The following is a 25,458-nucleotide window of genomic DNA, read 5'->3' on the forward strand; positions in this document are numbered from 1 at the left end:
TATAATTAGATATCACAAAATTTATAAGAAACAATTTTAGGTTAACTCGTATTCTACCTCTAACAATTACTGGATAAATTTTAACCATTAAATATTTTATTTATAGCTTTTACCATTCCGTGAATATCATTATCCGCAAAGACATGATAATTTTGGTGATTATTTGGTCGAGCAACACTAGCAAAACTGAAAATTGGCTTTCCAAGATAACTAAACTTATCTGAAAATCCTCCTTCTTTAAGGCTATTAATATCTAAGTAAAGATCACATTTTCGAACTAACTGTTGTACCCTACCCTCTGATACCCGTGAATAAAGACGCACATTAGGATATTCAAGTAATGATATTAATTTTGATGACATGGGAACCCAAGCAGCAATATTAAAGGTATACTCTGATAATTGTTTAATTAACGACTTAATATTAAACAAATCATCTGTAGGTGTAAAAGTAAAAAACTCACCCTTGCTTTTAGGCCTAACTGGTTCTAATAGACGACGTGATAAAACATTTTCCCATGACAAATTTCTATATTGCCACCAAATATCACGCATTAAACCTCCAGAAGTAAGACTCCACGGCTTATCTCCCCCAGCATAATGAATGATTTTGGGATTAGTTACATTATTCAACCGAACCACATGTTTTTCTCTTAAGTCTTTATAATTATAGGTAAGATATTGTTCTCCACTAATCATATAATTATATTGATTAGAAAGCTTAAGATAAGTATCACCAAACACAATATTTAGTGTTGTTTGATCTGCTTGAGCATTTTCTTTATTCTGACTCACATTAAATAATTGCTTTACTTTATGCGGATTATGATGAAATAATTGATTATTTATCAACATAACCCCAGCATTAAATCCTCTTAAAGGATCAGGAGTTGCTGCAACATAGTGATCTTTTAATGGAATATTAAACAACGAATCTAACTTATCATTTACAATGATATCACTATCAAGATACAAAACTTTATTTTCAGGAATAAGTTGTGGTATTAGTAATCGAGCATATGTCATATAACTCACGTAAAAATAAGGAGTTGCTAAGTACTTAAATATGCTTTCATCAATTTTTTATCAAAAATACTATTGTTAGTTAAATAGAGATTTCGTCTAATATGGTTAAACCACTCTTGCGGAATATCACTATTAATTATATATATCTTCGTATTACGATTATGATAAAAAATTGACTTAATTGCTGTTTCCAATTGCTCTAGATAATTAACATCTGATGCCATTGCAATTATTTTACTGTTCTCCATAATTATCACCCTTATAATCTTTAAAACTATATATCATGGATGAAGCAATGCAATTAACTTCACCCATTAACACAATTAATTTTATCACAAGAAAAGTAAATCAAAAATGGAATAATAATACAAGATCTACTAAAGAGGCTAGGAATTAACTATTAATTCTTGATTCTCTAACAGTAAAATCCGGACTATGATTTTTGATCGATCCAAAAATCGTAGTCCGGATTTTAAATTATTTATGAAATTAGTCTCCAATCGACTAATTGATTGGCCAAATTTCGTTAGATTTAATGCCATCAGGGCTAGCCCCATGTCATTTTCCACAGCCCGTTGGCCACGGAGATGAGTTCGGCGTATGCCAAAATCCCTCTTCATGTGACCAAAGACTGGCTCAACGTCGAACTTTCGTCGACGATAAATTGCCTTTCCTTCGTCACTTGAGAGGGCATCTTTAACTTTAGCTTTATAATATAATTTGACTGATAGTTGATGTTTATCAGCACGATAGATTTTAAAGTCGCGCTTAAAACCATACTTATCAGTGGACTTACTGTAGCGATAAAAACCAAAGCGAACTCCTAAATGATCGATGTAGTAATCATCCTCGGCATTATACTGCTAATTTTGTGATTTAGTTGGATCGTTTTTAAATTTACGTTTCTGTTCCTTTTGATAGGTGGTGTATGGAATAACCGGCTGCTTTTCAAACCGATCAAGAATCATTGTGTAATGGTACTCACTACCATAGCCTGCATGTTCAAAGAAATCTAAAGCATGAAACTGAGTAAGGAATGGCACTAAGGTCCTGGTGTCAGTTGGATTTGAAAACAGCCCGTAATCAAGGATAAATTGCTTATGGGTAGCGATTTGCAGGTTATAGCCGGGCTTCAACTCCCGATTCATCATCGGATCTTCCTTCATACACATGAAGGTCGCATCGTGGTCAGTTTTGGAATAGCTATTACGACCTTGGAAGATGTTTTCAGCACGTTCATACTTTTTGACACGCGGAATTAGGTCGTTGCTTAATTGGTGACGAAGCTTTTTTAGAAAACGACGGCGCCGTTTTCTAACTGAACCACCTTTGATGATTTTTGGTTCTTGCTTAATCTCTTCATCTAACTTAGTGATTTTCTCCGCCAGTTCTTGTTCCATTACTTCCATGCCTTCGGCGGAAGTAACCAGCTCCGGTGCCATTTCTTGCACCACTTGCTTTTCTACTAGTTCCTCATAAAGCTTACTTGTCTTTTCTCTTAACTTAGCATGATACTTTTCAACTGCCCGTCGCCAAGTAAATGAATATTTATTGGCATCGGCTTCTACCTTGGTCCCATCGATAAAAATTGCATCATTTTGAATTAGTCCGTGATCTTTCAAAGCCACGGTAAAGTAGACAAAGGCATGTTTAATTAGCTTACTAGCGTGCTGACTGCGGCGAAAGTTATTGATGGTATGGTAGCTATAAGTATAATCATGAGCTAACCAACGCATTGGCAGGTTCTCATCCAACATCATTTCAATCTTTCTTCCAGAATAAGTTTGACGTGCGTAGGCAAACAAGAGAATCTTAAGCATAATTGCTGGATGCGATGAAGGGCGGCCAGTAGCCGCTCCTGAATCTTCTAATAGCACATCTTGTGGAATCGAGTCGACAAAATCACTAATTAGTCGCGCAATATGATTTTGTGGTAATTACATCATATCAGGAACGATTTCCTGTGTACATAAAAACCGGATGATGAATTTTTTGAATAATTCATCATCCGGTTTTTATTTTGGACTAGGAGTTTTTTCCCAGCCTCGTAATACTTAATAAAAAATCCTAACACAGTTAGACTTTAAGTGACTAAACTAAAAGGGAGTCTTTAACCATGTCATGTTGACAAAAAGCTCATCTACCAACTCGAACAGGAAAACTATCTTTTATGGACGCTATATCGTTTAAACATAAAAAGTGCAGAACAGCAAAATAGTCGTCAACTTAGAAAGCTGCACTTGCGAATCAAAAGTTATTTTTCAAAACTGAATTAACACAAAGCTAAAGAAAATACACCCCACACCCTAAGTTAGAATTTATAATCTTGGCATATATTTTACGAATAATGGTTTTTATTATGAACTAGCCCAACAGATATGTTTTTACGTTTTTATTGTGGGTATAGATTGACCTTAGCGTGGTCTCAGTCTGGACTAATCTACAACTCAATGCTATTGTTTTCATTCAATCCTTGCTACAATCTCATCTTGATAGACCTGGTCATGGACCGCTGAAATGTCTTCATCAAAATTAAATTCGGCGGTATGCTTATTTGCCAATTTCACCTTGTGAGTAGCACCCATCTTGAACCATTCATATTCAGAATCAACATGACCAATATCTATCATTTGGTTACTTAGGTCCTGTAAGTCATCAACAATTACCTTCGCCGTTGGTCCAAGCATTAATAAAATCAACCGATTCTCTGCATTAGTCCTAATTGCCTGCTCAATTTGATCGATTTGCTGGTATGAATCTTTAGCAGGACAAAGGATTCGTTTGATTGACTTTGCATCAGCAAAGAGGTCATTACCTACTCCAGACCTGGTCAAGGCTCCTTCAACAATCAAAAGGTCCCGTCCCTGCCAAAGCTGTTTTAATTTTGTAAAAGTCGCGGCACTCTTACTTTTATCAACCAAGTCAATGTAAGGGCGCGAGATAAAGGTCGACCCATACCAGTTATTAGTCTGGGCAATCTCTTTTAAGAAATGATCATTTTTAGGGAAAAAGATAGATTTATAAAAGTCTTCCGCATAATGATTGTAACGATTCAAATCTTTAAATACATCTGGTAAACAGACTAACGTATTATTAAAGTTTCCGCGCAAAATAATCTTTTTCAATTTTTCAGCTAGGTCTGGTTCATAATTTTGATATGGAATAGAATCACCCCTGATTAAGTCAAATTCCCCATCTCCAAAGCGAACAACAGACTTCCTATTTTCTAAAATTAAGTCTAGTGATTCACTAACATCTTTAACTTCAATATTAGATTTTGGATTAGTTTTGATTGTATTATTGATCGCCGTTGCCATCTCGTCAACTTGATCATCGTGAAACACCTGATAATTATCGTAGTTCAAGTCAGGCGATTTAGTTTGTTCAAAAGCAAAGATTGGAATATTTTTTTGGACAATCCTTTCAACAACTTCATCAGCTTTAGGGCCATAATTAATGTCTAAGTAAACATCTGCTTGATTAATTACTTTATTAAGTCTTTTTTCTAAAATGTTAGGGTAAAGTGTAACATTGTCATATGCAATTAACTTGATTAGTAAAAATGCCATTGTTGTATAAGCAGCAATCTTAAAATGGATATTAGGGAGTTTCTTAATCAATTGCTCAATATTTTGAATTTCTGCAACATTTGTAAAGACAAAAGCTTCACCATCAAAAATTAATTTTTTCTCTTTATATTGATTGGCTCTACCCATATTAATAATTTCAGACCATTCCAAATTACAATAATCCCACCATTTATCTCTTAAACTCCCTATTGAAAGTAAATTATATGGCTTATCATTAGTAATGTAATGAATAATCTGCGGGTCAACAACTTTTTTTAATGATTCTAAGATATGCGTGTGAAGTGCACCATTAAGTTCATATCCTATCTGATAGTTATATCTTGGGTTTAGTTGACCAATCCGTCCTTTAAAATAATCATTAATAATCGTTTGATCCCCATTAGCCAGGTTATCATTTTTCCCCATTTCTAATAATCTATCAGCTACTTTTTCTTCTCGCCATCGTTTATTATTTATTAATAACACACCAGTATTATATTCGCCAATTTCATCATCAATAACATAACCTTGTTCATCAAACTTATGAGGACCATAAAAATCTGGTACAGCATAAAGCATGTTTTCTCCAAAATCAATAGCAAAAACAGCATCTAAATTAGCGTCCACAATAATATCTGAATCCAGATACAGTACCTTATCTTCCGATATTAACTTTGGAATTAAGATTCTCCCAAAGGCAGCCGTACTGATGTGATTTCTTGAGGAATGCATTTGATCTAGAAGCTCAGGATCAACTTTTTTATCAACTATCTCTGCTCCTACCTGTTTCAAATAATAATTTAAATTGACAAACCACTCATGCGGAATATCTGGATTAATCACGTAAATTTTGACATCCTGATTATGAACCATGATCGATTTAATAGTTGTTTCAATTTGGTTTAAATAATCACAGTCCCCATTTAATACTATTACTTTCATTGCTATTATCCCCTTTTCGTATTTCAAAACAATTATCTAATGTATACCAATTCTCTCCCCTGATTGCAATGCTAAAAAAGACCAGAGATACTATCCAGTCTTAATAACTTCAGCAAACTTTTTAAGTTAATGAATGAATAAATAATTACCGATCATCAAACCCATTAAAACGTTACAGACGTTGACTTTGAAAGTTTCCACCACTTATAAAGTTCATAATCCCAATTGAATTATACGCCAATATAAGACGAAAAGTAGTTAATCCCCTTGCTAATTCTAGTGTAGGATTACTTCACTTACTTTGCTTATTAGATTAGTTTGACATTTTATGAAATTTTTGTAAAATAGCAATTTTTTGCAAAGCATCGCGATATTTAATAACATTTCCTTCTTTTAAAGCGTTGTCCCGACAAAGAATAAGGCGCCAGTAATACGCCTTTTCTTCTTTCGTAGTATCAATCCCTAAAAGTTTAAGTAAAGCAATTCTTTCTGTTACAGCTTCAAGTGGGTAAACATCAATCTGATTAACGTGCCCGGTAACGCTTTCGCTCATCACACGATGGACATAGCTTGGCTCATTTTGATAACTAATCTTATCGGCTAACAGGTATACTTTCCACGTTGTTAAATCATCTTCTACCTTAGTGTCAGTTAGATAAACAATATTCTTAAATAAGCTTGCTCTATATAACTTACCCCATGGAACAACAAAGACTTGGCTCAAATTATATTCCGACTCATATTCTATTTCAAACCATTCTGAAGGAGTATAGTTTTTTTCAAAATATTGCCCTTCATTAATATAAAACAAAAATACTTTTTTCTCCTCCAAAAAACCACTAAAATTCCCAATTGCAATATCTGCCTGATTCTTTTTTAATAAATCATATAATTTCTGGATATGGTCTTCTAGTAGCCAATCATCATGATCAATAAACAAAATATAGTCACCAGTTGCCATTGCCAAGCCAGTATTTCTACTTGCGCCAACACCTTCATTTTGCTTATAAATTACCCGAATACGATCATCTTGTCGACGAAAGTCTTCACAGATTGCAGGAGTTGCATCCGTTGACCCATCATCTACTAAGATAACCTCTAAATTACGATAGCTTTGCGTTAAGACACTCTCAATGCACTGCTTTAAGTATTTTTCATCATTATATACGGGAATGATAACCGAAATTTTCTCTTCCAATTTAAGTTGCTCCTCCTTATAATATAGGCTATGAAAAATTAGTTTTTAGTATCATTTTCTGTTTAAATTTGTTTTACACTTTTCATTGCGTAAGAACGTCCTTTACTTTGGGTTAGTCACTTAAAGTATAACGCGAGTATTCTTGCGTTTTCTATTTTTTAAGGAAAATTTTAGTCAATTAAAATTTCTTTCATGAAAAAAGGCCTTATGATTTTTACTAGCTCAAAAATCATAAGGTCTTTTCTAACTTTAAACCTATCTATTCTTTTTTCTTCTCTTCCCTAAACTAATTCCAAACAATCCAAGGAATGCGCCAAGGATTACTCGCCAAATACTCTGGTGTTGATTACCCGTTTGCGGTAACTTTTGGGATACAGTTGAGGAAGTGTTTTTGCCAATAGTCGGTGTAACATCCCTCTTTACCGCATGAACGGTTACTGGTGCTGAGACAGGCATTTCATTCACTGGGAATTCGCCAGCAACACTTACTGCCTTGGCTGGAGTTGAATTTATTCCTGTTGCCGTACTTGTCGGTGTAGTTGGTTTTTCCGAATTTGGAACCGCCGATGATGTTGGTCCATCCGATTTAGGTGTCTCACTTGGTTGCGTTGATGCGCTTCCTGAAGAACTTGGTGTGTCGGACTGCGATGGTTCATCTGGCTGGGCAGGCGTACTTCCGGCACTTGACGATGAAGCTGGTTTTTCTGGATTAACTGGTGTTACCGGCACAATTGGCGTTACTGGCACATCCGGTTCGTCAGGGGTTGGATGCGGTTTAACCAGATCTTTAGAATATAGAACAATAAAATGAAGGTCTTGACTATCTGCCGTCACATATTGTTCATCAATTTGCTGGTCTGAAGGGGTATAGCCAGCAACTAGTGGTGAAACAACTGGTGTAAAGTGATCACTTATCGGTTCCCATGACTCCCAACTAGTTTTACCCGTTACTTGATCTGCTAATCCATGGCGGGTAAAAACAATCGGCGCAGCTTGGTATGAAGGAGCTGCTATTCCGCCTTCAACAAACTCATAGCGAATATCTTCATTAATTATTCGTTGGTCAGTGACCCTTTCTGTTCCATGAGTTAAGTGAACAATTACATTTAAGTCATGGTCAGCAAATGTCGCTGGCAATGTTTCCTGACTAACCAGTTTATAGCCAAGCTGCTCATAATGGGCACTGACATTTTGATAGTCTTCACGCATTGCAAGTGGTAATTGTTCGTCAGCATAGCCTGATCCTAATCGCGCATGATTAATAAGGGTTAGCCCTGTTGCATCATCAATTACGGAATAAGTAATTTCATGAGGTTCAGTTGTATAACTTACCGTCACTTCAATCGGCTGTTCGCCCTGGCTAGCAAGCTCATTAGCAACCACTGTTTGATCTGGAGTATAACCCTTAATTGATGGTGAAGCTACCGCCGCAAAACTCGTTGGATCACTTTCAATTACTGCTTGACTATCCTTAATCGTTTCCGACTGCAAGACTTGCCACTCGCCCCGGTTAACTTCTTTCGTAACCTCATTTGTCGTTAATAAACGAGCAAAAGTTACTACTTGTTGAACATCGGGAGCAGCCGTTTCACCTTTTCGTGGACCATTTGCATATACATAATGAATGGTCCGTAATGATTGCACCTGTTCTTCTTTTGATGTCAGCCGCGGTTGATAATATACTTTGACACTTTCACTTGGCATTAATGCAGTTGGCTGACCACTTGCCACAACTGGATACAGATTGCCCTTCATATCTTTCGGAGCCGCATACCCATACTTTTGCAGGTCTGGATTTGGCGATGCTGGCCAACCGCCCCTTTCTAATTTCCATGCTTGATCAGCATTGGCGAGTGAGACTTCAACCAGGTAATTGCCATTCTGATCACGTTGTTGATTCAACGTATAACCAATGATTTGGTGGTGAGGGCCGGCTACAATTGCTTGCCGGGCAAAGGTAGCCTGTTGGATGACCGGTTCAGTAATTCCTTCAATCATTATCTGTTTACCCGTGGTACGGTCATAATAGGTAATTGTCCGCGTGGTTGTTTGATGTTCCACCTGTAAGCTATTCTTCATTAAGATATGAACAACTACATTTTGGTCAATATGGGTAAATTTGCTTGGCAGCTTATCTTCACTCACAATCGTGTAGCCTAATTGCCGATAATGATCAATAGTTCCCTGATAAGCAGCGGTTGCACTTGCTGGTAATGCTTCATCTGCAAAGCCACTTGTTAAGGACTGGTGATCAACTAATGTCTTATCATCAGTATCATCAATAATCGTATAAGTAACTGCATTAGGAGCGGTCTTATATTCTACCGTGACCGTAATATCAGGATCGCCTGGTTTAACTTGCGTGGCTGCGACCATTACTTGGCTCGGGTTGTAGTAGTCGATTGCCGGTGAATTAACAGCAGTAAATTGATCATCTTTAGTCGTCCATTCACCTACTTTTGTTTCACCAGTTACTTGATTAACCTTATTAGGACGGGTAAATGTAACTTGTTGCTGAACACTTGGAGCAGCAACGGCACCTTTTCGTGGTCCATTCGCATAAACATAATTAATTGTCCGTTTGATTGGTAATTCTTCGTTAGTGACAATTACTTTTTCTGGATAAAAGACTTTTACTTCTTCATCCCCAGACAAAGCAGTTGGGTGGCCTTCTGCAACAAGTGGGTAAGCTTGGCCATTTGTGTCTTCAGCCAGTCCATAACCTTTTTCTGTTAAAATCGGATTGGTCGAAGCTGCCCATTCACCAGTAGCGGGAGTCCAGGCCTTGTCACCATTTGTCTCTTCAACAAGGTAGTTGCCATGACTATCCTGCTTACCGTCAAGGCTATAGCCAAGAAGGGAGCCATCCTGGCCACTAATTACTGCTTGCCGAGTAAATTTAACCGCTTGCTTAACCTGTGGAATATCGAGTTGTTTTCCAGTATCTTTGTCATAGTACGAAATTGTTCGCGTAACGGTCCGTTCTTCGCTATGCAATTGATTTCGCTTAGCAACATAGATTGTTACGTTTTGGTTAACATTCGGATTATCATCAAAAGTAGCGGGTAACTTATCGGCAGAAACTAGGTAATAGCCCTTATCTTGATACCCTTGAATTACCTGTTGATACTTAGCAGCAGTATCAGTTGGCAATGGTTCATCACTTAAACCGTTCGCTAATGGAACCTGATTTTCTAAGACTTTTTGAGTATCTTTATCAATGACAGTATAGGTAAGTACTTGTGGGTCGGCCACATAGTAAACAGTGATATCAATATCTGGTGAATCATGCTTAACGGTTATTGCAGCGATTGCCTTAACTGGATTGCCACCTTCATCGACCGCGTGGTAACCAGCAATTGCCGGAACATCTACAACCGCAAATGTATCATTAGCTGGTGTCCAGGCAAGCCATTGACCATCATCATTAATCCGGGCAAAGACTAACTTAGTTGTATAAGTTGGCGCCGCTTCCTTGCCAGTATCTTTGTAGACATAGTGGATCGTTTCGTTAACTTGTTGGTTTTCAACATTATTTACTTTTCCAGTTAGAATTCCACTGTTACTAGTAGTATCATTCCAATAAACATATGGCTGAAGGTAATAGCCCGCTTCCTGATTGACTAGTTCTTGTCCTTGATCGTTAGTAACCGTTAACTTCCAGGGGTGTTGCTCAAGATAATTTTGTAAAGCGGTATCTTTTAAAGCCACCCCTTGATAATAACCCTTAGTAAACATTTGATCCGCGTTAGGGTCATTAATATTAGCAGGTGGTAGCACGCCACTTAAATCTTTTGGTCGCCAACTAATTAGGCCAATGCCAGTATCTTTTCTAAAACCTACATAATCACTTGCAACTATTACATCGTAGGTTCTCGTCAATCCATCGCTCGAATCTGTACTTTTAACCGTAATTGCTGGAGCCGTTGTGGAGATCATTTTGCGGGTAACATAGGTATTAGAGGCATCAATAACAGGGTCTAGATCATAGTCTTTATAGTGGGAAACGATACTCTTTTCAAGCGCATTTTTGACCCCTGTGGCACTAATAAACTGGTAATCAACCTGATCATTGTCAGCAGGTTTAGTAACGGTAATCGTAAAATGCTTTCCTAATTTAACCCCGCTTTCACTCTGAGCAGCAAGGGCAACTGTTTCTTCATGATCAGGATAACGAACAGCTTCATCACCGATACTCCATGTCTTAGTTTGTTGATTATAGTACCAAGTATGAACAGCATACTCACTGCTGCTTTGTGGGATAATAGTTTGATTAAAGTTATCAGCAGGCCTTACCTGAGCCTCAACTGGAATCTTAAAACCACTAGTAAACCGGCGATTGCCAATTTGAATGTCGTTTTGTGGAACAAGCATTGTTGGTGCCGTTGCTGTACTGGAATAAAGATGGAAATAGCGCGTATCTAACGGTGCCTCATCCAGATTAAAACCAGTAATATTGTGCCACGTCAAGTTAAAATGCAAGCGTGCCAAAGAAAGGTTATTCTTACCGTACTTAGTCTTAATATTTTCTAACTCATCATTGAAGACGATCTGGTAGGAATCGTTGGACCCGCCATTACCGTTGCTACCAAGGGTATTATTATTTTGTGATGCTTCCCAGGTTACATCTTGCAAATCCTTAACAACTTGTGAGTTCGGGCTGCTAATGGCATATGACCGATTATTAGCAGCAACCGGCCGCATGTAACCAATCACCGTTGAATAGCTTTCCCCACTAGTAGCTTGATAGTTAATGTTAATTGGCATTGTTTGACTTGCCCCACCCCCATAGGACAAGATGTGCTGCTGATCATTAGCCGTCAGCTGATATGGAATTCCCATGGAAACATTAATGTAATTTCCCGATTTGATCTCATGGTTAGCAATGTCAAGGTCAAGATCAAAGGTCAAATTAGTCCGGCCAGTGTGATCAGTCCCGTTTCCCTGTTCAGATGCTGCTTTAACATTTGTTACCGTATAAGCAGTTTCATCAACCGGTGTCGTTGGTGCTAGCTCCTTACTAGTTGATGTCGTTGTATTGATATTTGATTGGCTATCATTTGTGGAAACAACAGCTGGTAGTGTTGTTTGAGCAGCAGCCGGCTGGGGCGTTATTCGATTAGCACTTGTATCGGCTTGGGCGGTCTCACCATTAAGGCCAAGAGCAATACTTGTTCCCAATAAAACCGATACTACCCCAACACTAAGCTTTCGTAATGCAAAGCGCTGCGTTATCGGCATATTCTTTGTCAACCGTTCAACCTGATTATTCTTTGCAGTCAATATAAACTCCTCCTAAAATCAACCAGTAAATTTTTACTGATCAACTCTTTAATAAAAAAGGTTAACTATTAATCAATAGGGAAAAATATAGTAAAAATTTTACAAGCAATTTCTATTGATCGATGGTTGATAGATGTGGCTTAAGCATCAATCTACAAACATAATAGAACAATCCAATTATAATTACAAGCTGATAAATGATCCAAAATTAGCATACAAAAAAACTGCCTTACAACACCACTATTGTAAGGCAGTTTTTTTTAGACAATGCATCGAGTATTACTGTAAGTAATTAAGCAAGCATTGCATAAGCGTTAAGTCATTGCAATAAACCCTTGCTCTCCGCATTGTTATAATAATTACCATGTGATAAATTTTATAACTTATCCACATTTATAGAATAACAGGATTTAGATAAATTTCAATACATAAGTTGATGTTTTTTGCCGTTTTTAAGCTTTTTTGCGAATTTCGCTGTCTCTTAATGCTGATAAATGAAGTTTTCTATCCCAGTTGTTTCAGAAATGTTAAATTTTGATTTCGATTGTCATTAATAAAAAGTTTAAGTATTTACCAGTAATCATTGGGTGGCTTGTATTTATCAATTGATATGAAGGCCCTCTTCTCTATGCAAATAAAAAGCGAGGATCAAAGAGCTTTCACTTCTTCAAATCCTCGTTTCTCTTAATTTTGATGATGTTTTTCAACTGCCGTAACTAGTTCTTCCAATGATTGACTTCCAAAAATAACTGGGTCATCATCAATCATCGTCGCTGGAACACTCATGATCTTCTTTTCTTTCCGTAATTCTGGGAAATGTTGCAGGTCAATCATCGTGGCAGTAATTCCCGCATTCAGAGAAGCCATCCGTTGACAAGCCGCAACAACATCAGGACAGAAATGACAAGTTAAGGAAACGCCAATCCGAATCTTAGTCGGCGCAAGTTTCTTAATTCGTTCTACCATTTCTGGTGCAATTGTTTGTCCAGGACCAGCAACGTTGTAGACACCTAGAACTAAGGAGTTTAATTCGTGACCAGTTGGAATCCCTGCATAATGTAAGCCGGTATCATTACCATCCGCATCAAGCAAGCGTAATTGTGGTAAGTACTTTACGTCCGCTGGTGCCGGCTTAGTCTCCATCTGCAGGTGCTGATCAAGTGAAGCAAATTCTTCAACAAAGCTAACTAACTGATTGCTAAGCTCTGTCCCATTGGTTAACACTTGGAGTTTAATATCCTTAGTTAAACGGGCAAAGATTGGCTGCAATTGTTGGTCAATCTCAGCTGGCAGCCAATTTCCTTCATGCGGCGTAGTGTTTTCTTGTTGACTAAGTTCACTCGTCTGCCCCACGGTCTTAGCAGGCTTTTTGTTAGTTTCTGCATGAATGGGGATACCTTGCTTTTCCTTTTGTAAAATAATGTATCGTTCTGCAGCGGTAGAAGCAACCGCCCCATCGGATGCAGCTGTCACGATCTGGCGAAGATTTTTATGGATAACATCCCCAGCAGCATAAACGCCATCGATGTTTGTCTTACCATTTTCATCCGTCATGATATAGCCCCGATCATCCAAATCAAGGATATTAGCTAATGCTTTCGTTGCTGGTTGCGTACCAATATAAATGAACATCCCAAATGTCTGGTCACCATCATCGACATGGTAAACTGTCTCTTCGCCAGTCTTATTATTAACCAAGGCAGCAGTAGTAAGGTAATCATCCCCACTAACTTCTTTTACCTCAGTATTGTATTCCACACTGACTTTAGGATTATCCAAGGCACGCTTAGCCGTCAATACTGGACACGCAAAATGATCCCCACGAACTAAAACAGTAACGTGCTTGGCAAAGCGGCTCAAATAGTCAGCTTCTTCGGCGGCCGCATATCCGCCACCAACGACAAAGACTTGAAGGCCAGTAAAAAGTTCGCCATCACAAGTTGAGCAATAAGCAATTCCCCGTCCACGGAATTCATTTTCACCGGGAAAACCAACCTTTTTAGGATTAGCACCAGTCGCAATAATTACGCTTCGGGCAGTATATTTTTGGCCACTCTTGCCAATCAATGTCTTAACTTCACCAGTAAGATCAAACTTTTCAACCGCATCATGTTGAATTTCAACCCCAAAGCTAGCTACCTGACTTTGCATCTGGTTCATCAATTGGGTACCATCGACTTTTTCAACAGCTGGATAATTGTAGACTACCGAGGTCGTTGTTACCTGACCGCCGACAGTATCTCCTTCTAAAATCAACGTATCCAGGGTTGCACGTCCAGCATATAAACCAGCAGATAATCCCGCTGGTCCAGCACCAACGATGATTAAATCATATAAATGTTGTTCTGCCATTTAGCTCACCAAATTAAAGCTTACCAACTAGATCAAGACTTGGCTTAATTGAATCTTGGCCTGGCTTCCAGTTTGCTGGGCAGACCCGGTCACCATGTTCACGAACAAATTGGGCAGCTTGGAGTGTCCGTAAGATCTCATCAGCACTTCGACCAATTCCCATGTTGTTAATTGTGTAGGATTGGATAATACCATCAGGATCAACAATGAAGACTCCCCGGTATGCTTGACCAGCGTCTTCGTCAAGAACATCGAACATCCGGGCTAACTTACCAGCTGGGTCAGCAAGCATTGAATATTTGATCTTGCCAATCTTGTCAGAAGCCTGAGCCCATGCCTTGTGGACAAATTCGGTATCCTCAGAAACGGAGTAAATCTCAGCATTTGCTTTCTTGAAGTCTTCGTACTTATCTTGCAAAGCTTCCAATTCAGTTGGACAAACAAATGAAAAGTCAGCTGGGTAGAAGAAGAAAATACTCCACTTACCTAAAACATCCTTCTTGGATACTTCGGTTGTTTCACCATCATGATAAGCATTTACCTTAAAATCTTCAATTTCATGTCCTACAAAGTTCATGTATATCCTCTCCTTAAATTAGAATCATTCTTAACTACAACTCTTAGTATAACCTTTTTATGCTAATTTGCAAGTGATTTTAGAATAATTCTAAAAAGATTAAATTTCCTTGCCGAAGATTTTCGCCTTAATCGCCTGTCCAGTTGGGGTTCCAGCTAGTCCACCGAGTCCTGTCTCCCGTAAATCAACTGGCATTGACCGGCCAACCTTATCAAGGGCAGAAATACATTCATCGGCCGGGATCATACTCGTACAACCAGCGAGTGCCATATCGGCTGCAATCAATGCGTTTCCAGCTCCAATCGCATTTCGTTTAACGCAAGGGATTTCTACCAAACCGGCAATCGGGTCACATACCAAGCCTAACAAGTTACTAAGAGCAATTGCCAATGCTTGACTGCTTTGTTCGGGAGTACCACCCGCTACTTCAACAGCCGCCGCGGCAGCCATTGCCGATGCTGAACCAACTTCTTCTTGGCAGCCACCTGTCGCGCCAGCAATTCCCGCATGATTGGCAATAATTAAGCCCAATCCACCAGCAGTAAATAAGAAGCGAATCATCTGATCTTCACTAAGGCCTAATCGTTGTTCTAACATAAAAAGAGCGCCAGGAAGAGTCCCGGATGAACCAGCGGTCGGGGTCGCGCAGATGACTCCCATTGCTGCGTTAACCTCGTTAGTTGCGATCGCATTTTCCACGGCAGCCATCATAATATCACCAGAGAGGGTCTTTCCTTTTGCGCGATATTTTTTCAGCTTAATCGCCTCGCCTCCAGTTAGACCTGTTTTCGATCGAACTCCCAGCTCATTTTCACCTTGCTTAATTGCAGCCCGCATCGTCAATAAGTTTGCTCGCATCCGTTGCCAAACTTCTTCTCGCTTAAGACCGGATTCATGACATTCTGCCTCAATCACTAGTTCTGATAGCGGTTTTCGCTGCGTCTCTGCTGTTTGCACTAAATCTTTAACACTTTGATACATCATTTTCTCCTAAAGACAAATTGCAGCCGGATACTTCTTTTCAAAATAAGCAATCGTCGCTGGCTGCATTGGTTTCTTAATATCGTAAACATAAATATCACAATCATCTGCCCGTAATACTTGCCGCCGGGTAAATGGTGCTTTTTCTTCCAAATCAGCATTAATTGCCAGTGCATTGGCCATCTGTTTACTATAATCACGAAAGATAACAATTGGTAAGGGACCTGCTGGCAAAATATCAACTCCATCGAGGCTAATTGCTCTTATTTCAATTGCTCCGCCACCGATTGAACAGCCAGAAACTGTTACCCTCGTCTTGTCACTAGTCATTTGAAGAATAGCTGTGTTTGGATGGTGAATTGGACTTTCACCCGCTTCTTCAACAAAACGAAGGTCCATTCCCCCTTGACGAGCAATCATTGGCGCCGCTGGAACTCGCGAATCGTCTGGCAAAAATCCTAACAGGCCCGCCGCAATTGCATAGTCTGTGCCATGACCACGATGCGTCTGGGCAAAAGACCCATAATAGTGAACGGTTACTTTAGGTGGAACCGTGCCAAAAAGCTTATTTGCGATTCGGCCAATCTTGACCGCCCCCGCAGTATGTGAGCTAGAAGGACCAATCATTACCGGTCCAATAATGTCAAAAACACTTTTATAGTTATTTTTCATGTTGTTGTTTCCTTAAAAAATAAAATAGAGGTTGAAAAAACTCAAGTTTTTCTCAACCTCTTCATTATAATTACTTTTTCTTTTTATGAAAGCCAAGAAATGACCAGAAGCCACGATGACCACCAGATTTTTTCTTTGGTTTCTTCTCTTCTTTTCGATCTTCTTTGGCAGCTTTTTCAGCGAGAGCCTTTTGTTTAGCGAGAATAGCTTCACGCTTTTGCCGTTCTTTTTCAGCCTCTTTCCGTGCCGCCATAGCCTTTTTAGCCCGCGCTGCCCGTTGCTGAGCAGCCTCTTTCATTAATTGTGGTCGCATCTGTTCCATTGTATCAAACATTGTCGCAACCTTAATAGCTGTCTTGTTAGCTAAGGCTTGATCAGTATTTGAAGCCACTTCAATATTATGGGCTGCTGCAATCTCACGTTCCCAATATTGTTGTGTCTTAATAGGTAAACCAGTAAACTCCTGGCTTCGTAAGAACTGACCTGCTCGTGATAATTGCATCTTCAAAGAATGCTTATCCGTTTGCTGACCATTTAATGCTTTTCGCGAATTATAAATCGCTTGATCAACAAGGTCGACCATTGCTTGTGGTTCATTATATCCCTCTTTATGCTCTTGAAGGACATCCTCCCCCATTCTAATCGCTTCATCATAAAGGCCTTTAGAACGATCAGTCCCATTAAAGTATTTATATGTTTGCCTTACACGTACTTGATCAGCTACATCTTTACTTAGTTGATCAAAAACTACTTTTTCGTTCATTAGATTTCCACCGCCCGACTTTACTCGTCTACTATTCTTAGTATAGCAGTTATTGATCGCGAACGAAGCTAAAATGTCAATTTTTTAGAAGATTATCGAAAAATTTACCTGCTCGCCGGTTTGAGCAAAGTGTAATTAAGCTATTATTAGTCTTAATTTTCGTCCATTATTCAAAAAAGGAGCTATCGAGAAGAATATTTCTCGACAACTCCATATAAATAAGATTTGACTTACCAACTAGCCTTACGAACACCAGGGATTTGACCCTTGTGTGCTAGTTCACGAAACTTAATCCGTGACATTCCAAACTTACGCATGTAGGCATGTGGTCGGCCATCGTAACGGTCACGGTTGTGAAGACGAACCGCACTAGAGTTACGAGGAAGTTTGGATAAACCGATGTAGTCGCCCTTCGCCTTTAATTCTTTGCGCTTTTCAGCGTATTTCTTTACTAAAGCTTCTTGGTGATGTAATTTAGCAATCTTTGACTTTTTTGCCATTAAGTAGTTCTCCTTTTATATTAAAAACTTTATCTACTATACAATTACTATTTAAAATTAAAACATCTGCGAACTCTTTTCATTTTAATATTATCGCTGATACTTACAAAAAATACAAGGATTTTGCATTACTTTTTGACTTTTCTTAACCATTTAATTTTTTCGCGTATTTACGGTATTCGTCAGCATAATTATATTGATTATTATATTCAGTTAAGAGCTCGTCATCGTGGGTATAAGCCCGCCCCGTCACCATCATCTTCTTGTAAAGGTCACGGTATGGCAAATCACTCTTATCGGCAATTTGTTTTTCCTGATCGCGACTATATCCAATATGACGGAAGCTAGTTTCAGCTAAACCAATATCGTCTACTTCCAAAATTAGATAATGAGCCCGCAAATCACGCTGGAGAGGTTGCCAGTGGTTGAATGGTTCGCCGATTGCTCCGGGATTTAAAACCATGCGTTCATCATTCCCATACCGCAAAAGGTCATGATGAACATGAGCATAAATGGCAACATCAACTGGTTCGCCAGCGACGTTAAATAACTTATCAAAATTCTCACTCGCTTGCGTAGGAAAAAGGTCTTGGCCCATATTAAGCCACGGCAGGTTATGGGAGATACCAAAATTAAGGGGACCCACGCGTTTCGTCACGTGCATCGGCCAACTTGCAATCTTATCAACCATTCCGTCGGGGGCATGTTCTGCAACGTACTGGGCTAACCGCGCAAAGTAAATGTGGGAAGGACGTTCCATATCCATCATCCCGCGAGCACCACGCACAACTAGGTCATCCCAATTCCCTCGTACAATTACTGTCGGCGTCATTTCTTGTAAAATTTCCCAAATTGGTTTTACACTTGGACCCGGCATTAGTAAATCACCAATAAACCAATATTCATCAGCATGTTGTGCTATACTATCGCGATACATTGCCTGCAACGCTGTTAAATTTCCATGCGTATCTGAAAAGACTGCAATCCTCTTTTTCACAGATGATTTCCCCTTTCTTATCTTCATTAATATATTAGCAAATTTTCTAAAAGGAATGCTAAATTAATTTGTATTTTCGGAAGGATTCCCCACATTACAAATTATTTTGTTACAATATACTTTTATGAATAAATCATTTTAGGAGATGATAATTAAAATGGATTCGGAAGTCGCAAGAGGAAAATTTCCTCACGGTTGGCACCGAACTTTTTACACCCTCTGGCTCGGCGCGTTCATCACCGGGATGGGCTACTCGATGACGATGCCGTTTGTCTCACTTTTTATTGCAGAATTAGGAAACTTTACGCGTTTTCAGCTCAACATTTACTCCGGACTAGCATTTGGGGTGACCTTCATTAGTCAAGCCATTGTTTCACCGTTCTGGGGCAGTCTAGCTGATCGCAAAGGACGAAAACTGATGTGTATGCGTGCATCGGGAGTAATGGCTTGTACAATCTGTGCAATTGGATTTGCCCAAAGTGTCTGGATGATTATTGGCATGCGGTTCCTTCAAGGAGTCTTTTCTGGCTACATTAATAACGCTACTGCTTTAATGGCTGGGGAAACACCGCATAATAAATCAGGCTGGGTAATGTCAGCGATGACTACTGCGGGGGTGGCCGGCAATTTGGTTGGTCCTTTGCTTGGTGGTTTCCTATCAGGATTGTTTGGCTACCGAATCCCATTTTTCATCACCGGAGCACTAATGTTTTGTGTCTTTCTCAGTACGTGGTTACTGACGGTAGAACACTTCACCCCAATTAAAAAAGAAGCGATGAAGCCAATGAAAGAGATAATTCATAATTTGGATAATCCACCATTGATCTTCGTTATGTTCTTAACCACAATGATTGTTACTTCTTCTACCGTGTCAATTGACCCAATTATCAGTTTGTATGTTCGGCAATTGATGGGCGGCCATGGCAACATTGCCTTTGTCGCTGGGATTGTTGCTGCTACGCCCGGCTTAGGAACATTGCTTGCCGCTTCAAAGGTTGGTCACACGATGGACCGGATTGGACCAGAAAAAGTATTACAGATTGGGATTCTCACGGCCTTTATCCTCTTTATCCCCATGACCATTACTAAATCTCCATGGGCCTTGGCATTCTGGCGTTTCTTGCTTGGTTTGGCAAACGCGGCGTTAATGCCTGCTACCCAAACGGTCTTAACCCTTGACGTCCCAACTGAAGCATTCGGCCGGATCTTTAGTTACAATCAATCTTTCCAGGCTGCAGGTGCAGTGCTAGGATCAATTCTTGGATCATTCATCTCGGGGATTTCCAGTTATGAAATGGTCTTTGTCATTACTGGTTTGACTCTCCTGCTTAACTTTATCTTGGTGATGTTAGTTAGACCAAAGAAGCAACTTACAGAATAATTTACAGAAAAGAGAAAATCATGGTTCAAACAAATAAATTATTAAATGAACACGAAGTAAATAACTTATTTTCCCGGGTTGCCCCCCGCTATGACTTATTAAACAATGTGATTAGTCTAGGAACGCAGAAAATATGGCGACACGAAATCTTTAACCAGCTTCAAATTAAGCCTACCGATAACGCCTTAGATGTTTGCTGTGGAACGGGAGACCTCGCAATTGCCATAGCTAAGCGGATCTCTGCTGGACGAGTAACCGGACTTGATTTTAATAAAGAAATGTTGGAAATCGCTAAAGAAAAGACAAAGATGATTGGTAATCTTTTCTTGGTACAAGGGGATGCCATGGCGTTGCCGTTTGATGACAATAGCTTTGATATCGTCACCATTGGCTTTGGCTTACGAAATGTCCCAGATGCAGATAAGGCGCTCAGCGAGATTTACCGGGTTCTCAAGCCAGGTGGGCAATTCGTTAGCTTGGAAATGTCGCAGCCGACTAATCCCATTATTAAAGTCGGCTGGAAAGCTTACTTTACAGCCTTTCCCTTGATAGCTTCATTAGCTGGTGGACATTATTGCGATTATCAATATTTAAAGAAAACCAGCCAACAATTCGTCTCTGCCCATCAACTTGCGCGGATGATGAAGGCAGCCGGATTTAAGGAAGTTCATTACCAACCATTGAACTTTGGCGCAGCTGCATTACATTTTGGCGATAAATAGAAAGGGAGCGAGGTAGGAGTCACTCATGACTATCTCGCTCCTTTTCAAATTATTAAAAAAGAATATTGAAAACATTAAAAAATGATTATAATATACTGAAAAGCAATTTAATAACCGCAATGAAAAGATGAGTAATTGATGGTCGCCTTCTCCAGAGAACTGCGGATGATGGGAAGCAGCGTTGGCTAAGTCAGTGAAGATGGTCTTGGAGCGATGAAAGTTGTGAGCTATTTGTAAGCAGCTTACGGGTTGGTGTACGTTATAACACCTGGGTATTCCCTTGGAGTACTTGTAGAGAGTTTGGCTGTGAGGTCAAGCTAAAATAGGGTGGTAACACGCTATCGATGTCTAATCATTACGCGTCCCTAGAACTAACAAGTTAGTTCTAGGGGCTTTTTTTATTTCACGAAAGGAGTCACTATTATGACTGAATTTGCTAAGAGAACTACATCACCATTTCGCTTTGATATTGTTGGCAGTTTCTTACGCCCAAAAGAATTAAAGGAAGCTCGCGCTAAATATCAGGCGGGACAAATTACAAAAGCAGAATTAACCTCAATTGAGGATAAAGCTATCATTGACTTAATTAAGAAAGAAGAAGAAGCCGGTTTACACGCCGTTACTGATGGTGAATTCCGTCGTAGCTGGTGGCACCTCGACTTTATTTGGGGATTGGAGGGAATTGAACAGTCAACTTCTAATGCAGGATATGAGTTTCACGATGAAACAACAAGAGCGGAAACGGCAAAGTTAGTCGGTAAAGTAAGCGGAAATAATCATCCCTTTGTTGAGCATTTTAAATTTACACGTGACCATGTTAGTACTGGCACGCAGGTTAAACAAACAATCCCTTCGCCTGCTCAAGCCTTCTTTGAATTTTTGCGCCCAGAAAACATTGCTAGTGTCAATAAATATTATCCGTCATTTGATGCTTTTGCGGCAGACCTTGTAACTGCTTATCGCCAAGTAATCGCCGATCTATATGCAGCTGGATGTAGGACATTGCAGTTAGATGATTGCACCTGGTCAGCATATGCTGATTTTGCCCAACATCCTGAACATATCAAATCTGCTGGTTTTAATATTCAACAACTTGAGAAATTAGAAGAGACGTCTGTCGAACTAAATAATGCTATTATTTCTGACCAGCCTCACGATTTAACTATTAATACTCATGATTGTCGCGGCAATTACCATTCAACATGGGCTGCTACTGGCGGTTATGGTCCAGTTGCTGATCCACTTTTTACCAAAGAAAATGTAACTGCTTTTTATTTAGAATATGACACTGAACGAGCTGGCGGATTCGAGCCACTTGAAAAAGTACCTAATGATAAGTATGTCGTATTAGGACTAGTTACATCTAAATCCGGCCAGCTTGAGGATCGTGAAGCAATAATTAACCGTATTCATGAAGCAGCTAAGTTTCACCCACTCGATAAGCTTTGTTTAAGTCCACAATGCGGTTTTGCTTCAACAGAAGAAGGAAATATCCTGACTGAAAAACAACAGTGGGCAAAGATTGCACTAATTAAAGATATTGCTAAAGAAGTTTGGGGTTAAATAAGGAGGAAAAAGATATGACTCAACAATTATCATCAACACAAGAGCTAATCGCTAAACTTAAGCAAAAACACTGGGTAGACCTTACCCATACTTTTGGCCCAGCTAGTCCGCGATTTCCATCATTCAAGCCCGCAAAATTTGAAACAATTTTCACTCATGCAGATGGCTTTTTCGTTAAGGAATATACATTTGCTGGACAATATGGTACACACATTGATCCGCCAGTTCACTTTTACAAGGATGATGATCGCTATGTCGAGGATCTAGAACTCAAAGATCTTGTTTTACCATTAGTCATCATTGATTATCATCAAAAGGCAGCAACCAACCCAGATGCTAGCCTAACAGTTGCGGATATTAAAGATTGGGAAAAACAAAATGGACCCATTCCAGCAGGATCATTTGTTGCTCTTCGTACTGATTGGGGAAAACGCTGGCCATCACAAGAAAAGTTTGAAAATAAGGATAAAAATGGTCAGAATCATTATCCTGGATGGTCACTAGAAGCCTTAAAGTATATTTATGAGACGCGCCACGCTACTGCAAATGGGCATGAGACTTTTGATACAGACACAGCAACTAAACAGCAAAATGGATTAGTTGGCGAATACTATGTCCTGTCTCATGGCCACTACCAGGTTGAATTATTGGATAATTTGGATCAGGTACCAACAACTGGTGCTGTAATTAATATTTCAGTTGCAAAACCTGAAAAGGCTCCAGGATTTCCCGTTCGCGCATATGCAATTTTCGATTAATATTAGAAAAAGCAGAGTTAAATGAGACCTTTGAACAAATCTCCTTTAACTCTGCTTTCTTTTATATCAGCCCAATCGCAAACGTTACGACTTGAACCAGTGAGCCAATTAATAGTATCTTAACTGCACATGGGAATGTTTCTTTCTTAACTTGCTTAGCAAATAACATTCTTGTTTGCTTAACCACAAATGGGATAATCAATAAGGTTAACAAGACTGTCCATGGCGTGAAATGAAGAACCGCGGCGAAAATAATAGCTAAAAATGCTAAAACGTTCTTAATAGCAAACGCATATAGACCATTTTTCTGCCCAATAAAGTGAATAACTGTATGACGGCGATTGTCTTCATCTTCACCCGCATCACAAATATTATTTGCTAATAATAGGTTGGAAATCCACAATTCATCCGGTAAAGCAACGAGAAAGACGACCCCGATATTTGCCCAGGACCATGTAAATTGCGGGCCAACATTAATAAAGACAGAAATAAGGGTAATCATGAACCCCATTGTAAATCCCGAGGCAAATTCACCAACTGGCAACCCTGATAAAGGGAAAGGACCAGAAGAGTAAAGAATGCCGATCGCAAAACAAAAGATTCCCATCCATAGCAACGGAAGGCCAACCCGGGTAACTAGATAGATTCCGATTAAGCCGGCTACTATACTAAAGGCAAGCAAGAGGCCGAGAACTAAACGCGGTGAAATATTTTCCCGCCCAATAATATTTGTATTTTTCTTATAATCAACGGTATCAATGGCATGGTTATAATCATTATAATTATCCATCATATCAACCGCCATATTGAATAATAGCATTGCGATGAAAAACAGAACTGAATTTAGCAGATTTAGTGAATGATAATAATAGACACTAAGGCAAACCCCGAGGAGCATCGGTAAGATACTAGCAGTTTTGGCCTTAATTTCTACTAATTCCAAAAAAACATTTAACGACATTTAGTAAATTTTCCTTTCATAATTCCTTAGTTGTTCGGTACAATATAGATGGTACACCATAACAAAGGAATTATCGATTAATGAAACAACATTTTTTCCATACCTATCCGGCGATTAATAACGCTCTAAGTAAAGTAAATCAAACAATTAATGACAGGATTACAATTAAAAATCCCCAACTACACGATGCCCTGCAACAGATGGCTTCAAATGGCGGTAAATATCTTCGCCCAGCATTTTTCCTTTTATTTGCAAATGTCAATCATCAAACTGCCGATGAGCAAGAAAAACTAATTAAAATTGCCTCTTCCCTGGAGGTTTTACACATGGCTACTTTGATCCATGACGATATTATTGATGATTCACCTAAGCGTCGCGGAGCCGTCAGTGTCCAAGCCGCTTTTGGTAAAGATACAGCCGTCTATACCGGAGACTTCCTTTTCACTATCTTTTTCGACCTCCTCGTAGAAGCGATGACCGGGTCTCCCTATCTGACACGAAACGCCCGGACGATGCGCAAGATTCTTACTGGAGAACTGGGACAGATGGATAATCGCTTTGATCTCAGTCAATCATTACTCGATTATTATCGCAATGTAAACGGCAAAACAGCCGCCATCTTTAGTCTTGCCGCTGAAGAAGGAGCCTATTTTGGTCATGGTGATCGTCGGACTATCAACTTAGCCAAACGAATTGGGCAAAACATCGGGATCAGCTTCCAGATATTGGATGATATTCTTGATTATTCGGGGGATGAACGCCTTAACAAACCTGTTTTGGAGGATTTAGCAACTGGTGTTTATTCTCTTCCCCTTCTTTTAACCTTGCAAAATCACCGACATGAATTAGAACCGTTACTTGCCAAGAAACACCAAATGACGATTGAAGATATGGAAAAAGTCCAAAAGATTGTTATCACTCATGGCGGTGTTAAACAGGCACAAGAGATTGCTACTAAGTTTACACAAAAAGCGCAAACCGAAATCGATGAATTAGCAGATAAGCATACTCGAAAGATGTTGAAGTTGGTAGCAAAGAAGTTATTGACGAGAGTAAATTAAAAAAGATAAGACTAAGGAAATTCTGACGTGTACCCTTAAAGTTGGAACCTGTATGTTCTTGCTTTAAAATTGAATAAATATTTTTCTAGGCAACTAGATTCTGCTCATATTGAAGTGGAGTTTGGTTGCCTAGTTTTGTCTGAATACGGC

17 protein-coding genes and 1 pseudogene are annotated in these 25,458 nt (G+C 39.3%); 5 read left to right on the forward strand and 13 right to left on the reverse strand.

What is annotated here, in order from left to right; translation table 11 throughout:
- Positions 1-80 precede the first annotated feature (80 nt).
- From CBG10_RS01770 to CBG10_RS01830, 12 genes and pseudogenes are all read right to left on the reverse strand, one after another.
- Positions 81-1,025, reverse strand: coding sequence for a glycosyltransferase family 8 protein (locus tag CBG10_RS01770; protein ID WP_094511456.1), 945 nt, complete (start codon positions 1,023-1,025; stop codon positions 81-83).
- A gap of 386 nt (positions 1,026-1,411) precedes the next feature.
- A pseudogene (locus tag CBG10_RS01780) lies at positions 1,412-2,962 on the reverse strand (IS1182 family transposase); the annotation flags it as partial.
- Positions 2,963-3,487: 525 nt separating this feature from the next.
- Positions 3,488-5,536: an SP_1767 family glycosyltransferase gene (locus CBG10_RS01785; RefSeq protein WP_094500891.1), complete on the reverse strand. Its 2,049-nt coding sequence runs from the start codon at positions 5,534-5,536 to the stop codon at positions 3,488-3,490.
- A gap of 313 nt (positions 5,537-5,849) precedes the next feature.
- Positions 5,850-6,734, reverse strand: coding sequence for a glycosyltransferase family 2 protein (locus CBG10_RS01790; RefSeq protein WP_094500889.1), 885 nt, complete (start codon positions 6,732-6,734; stop codon positions 5,850-5,852).
- Between the two features lie 255 nt (positions 6,735-6,989).
- The gene (locus CBG10_RS01795) at positions 6,990-12,017 is read right to left on the reverse strand and encodes a mucin-binding protein (protein WP_094511459.1); all 5,028 of its coding nucleotides are present in this window, start codon (positions 12,015-12,017) and stop codon (positions 6,990-6,992) included.
- Between the two features lie 684 nt (positions 12,018-12,701).
- The gene (locus tag CBG10_RS01800; RefSeq protein WP_094511460.1) at positions 12,702-14,369 is read right to left on the reverse strand and encodes an FAD-dependent oxidoreductase; all 1,668 of its coding nucleotides are present in this window, start codon (positions 14,367-14,369) and stop codon (positions 12,702-12,704) included.
- A gap of 13 nt (positions 14,370-14,382) precedes the next feature.
- Positions 14,383-14,946 carry an alkyl hydroperoxide reductase subunit C gene (ahpC, locus tag CBG10_RS01805; protein WP_003675595.1) on the reverse strand — a complete coding sequence of 188 codons (564 nt, stop codon included), beginning with the start codon at positions 14,944-14,946 and terminating at the stop codon, positions 14,383-14,385.
- Positions 14,947-15,045: 99 nt separating this feature from the next.
- A complete protein-coding gene (sdaAA, locus tag CBG10_RS01810) occupies positions 15,046-15,927 on the reverse strand; it encodes an L-serine ammonia-lyase, iron-sulfur-dependent, subunit alpha (RefSeq protein ID WP_094500881.1) in 882 nt (293 codons plus the stop codon).
- A gap of 9 nt (positions 15,928-15,936) precedes the next feature.
- A complete protein-coding gene (locus CBG10_RS01815; RefSeq protein WP_094511462.1) occupies positions 15,937-16,599 on the reverse strand; it encodes a serine dehydratase beta chain in 663 nt (220 codons plus the stop codon).
- 70 nt (positions 16,600-16,669) lie between these two features.
- Positions 16,670-17,362, reverse strand: coding sequence for a hypothetical protein (locus tag CBG10_RS01820; protein ID WP_020843138.1), 693 nt, complete (start codon positions 17,360-17,362; stop codon positions 16,670-16,672).
- A gap of 230 nt (positions 17,363-17,592) precedes the next feature.
- Positions 17,593-17,862: a 30S ribosomal protein S14 gene (rpsN, locus tag CBG10_RS01825; RefSeq protein WP_003667006.1), complete on the reverse strand. Its 270-nt coding sequence runs from the start codon at positions 17,860-17,862 to the stop codon at positions 17,593-17,595.
- A 145-nt stretch (positions 17,863-18,007) separates the two neighbouring features.
- Positions 18,008-18,886 (reverse strand): metallophosphoesterase family protein, encoded by an 879-nt coding sequence (locus CBG10_RS01830; protein WP_094500877.1) that lies wholly within the window; start codon positions 18,884-18,886, stop codon positions 18,008-18,010.
- Positions 18,887-19,004: 118 nt separating this feature from the next.
- Between CBG10_RS01830 and CBG10_RS01835 the strand changes: the two genes are divergently transcribed.
- From CBG10_RS01835 to CBG10_RS01850, 4 genes are all read left to right on the forward strand, one after another.
- Positions 19,005-20,240 (forward strand): MFS transporter, encoded by a 1,236-nt coding sequence (locus CBG10_RS01835; RefSeq protein ID WP_094511464.1) that lies wholly within the window; start codon positions 19,005-19,007, stop codon positions 20,238-20,240.
- A gap of 20 nt (positions 20,241-20,260) precedes the next feature.
- Entirely contained in the window at positions 20,261-20,962 is a 702-nt protein-coding gene (gene ubiE, locus CBG10_RS01840) for a bifunctional demethylmenaquinone methyltransferase/2-methoxy-6-polyprenyl-1,4-benzoquinol methylase UbiE (RefSeq protein ID WP_094511465.1), read from the forward strand.
- A 423-nt stretch (positions 20,963-21,385) separates the two neighbouring features.
- Positions 21,386-22,525 carry a 5-methyltetrahydropteroyltriglutamate--homocysteine S-methyltransferase gene (locus CBG10_RS01845; RefSeq protein WP_094511466.1) on the forward strand — a complete coding sequence of 380 codons (1,140 nt, stop codon included), beginning with the start codon at positions 21,386-21,388 and terminating at the stop codon, positions 22,523-22,525.
- A 17-nt stretch (positions 22,526-22,542) separates the two neighbouring features.
- Positions 22,543-23,286, forward strand: coding sequence for a cyclase family protein (locus tag CBG10_RS01850; protein WP_094500871.1), 744 nt, complete (start codon positions 22,543-22,545; stop codon positions 23,284-23,286).
- Positions 23,287-23,347: 61 nt separating this feature from the next.
- Here CBG10_RS01850 and CBG10_RS01855 read toward each other — a convergent pair whose 3' ends face one another.
- The gene (locus CBG10_RS01855; protein ID WP_035153225.1) at positions 23,348-24,247 is read right to left on the reverse strand and encodes a prenyltransferase; all 900 of its coding nucleotides are present in this window, start codon (positions 24,245-24,247) and stop codon (positions 23,348-23,350) included.
- A gap of 80 nt (positions 24,248-24,327) precedes the next feature.
- Between CBG10_RS01855 and CBG10_RS01860 the strand changes: the two genes are divergently transcribed.
- Complete coding sequence (locus CBG10_RS01860) at positions 24,328-25,308, forward strand: polyprenyl synthetase family protein (protein ID WP_094511468.1); 981 nt, start codon at positions 24,328-24,330, stop codon at positions 25,306-25,308.
- Positions 25,309-25,458: the final 150 nt, after the last annotated feature.

The organism is Limosilactobacillus reuteri (assembly GCF_002254085.1).
Taxonomy (GTDB): Bacteria; Bacillota; Bacilli; order Lactobacillales; family Lactobacillaceae; genus Limosilactobacillus; species Limosilactobacillus reuteri_K.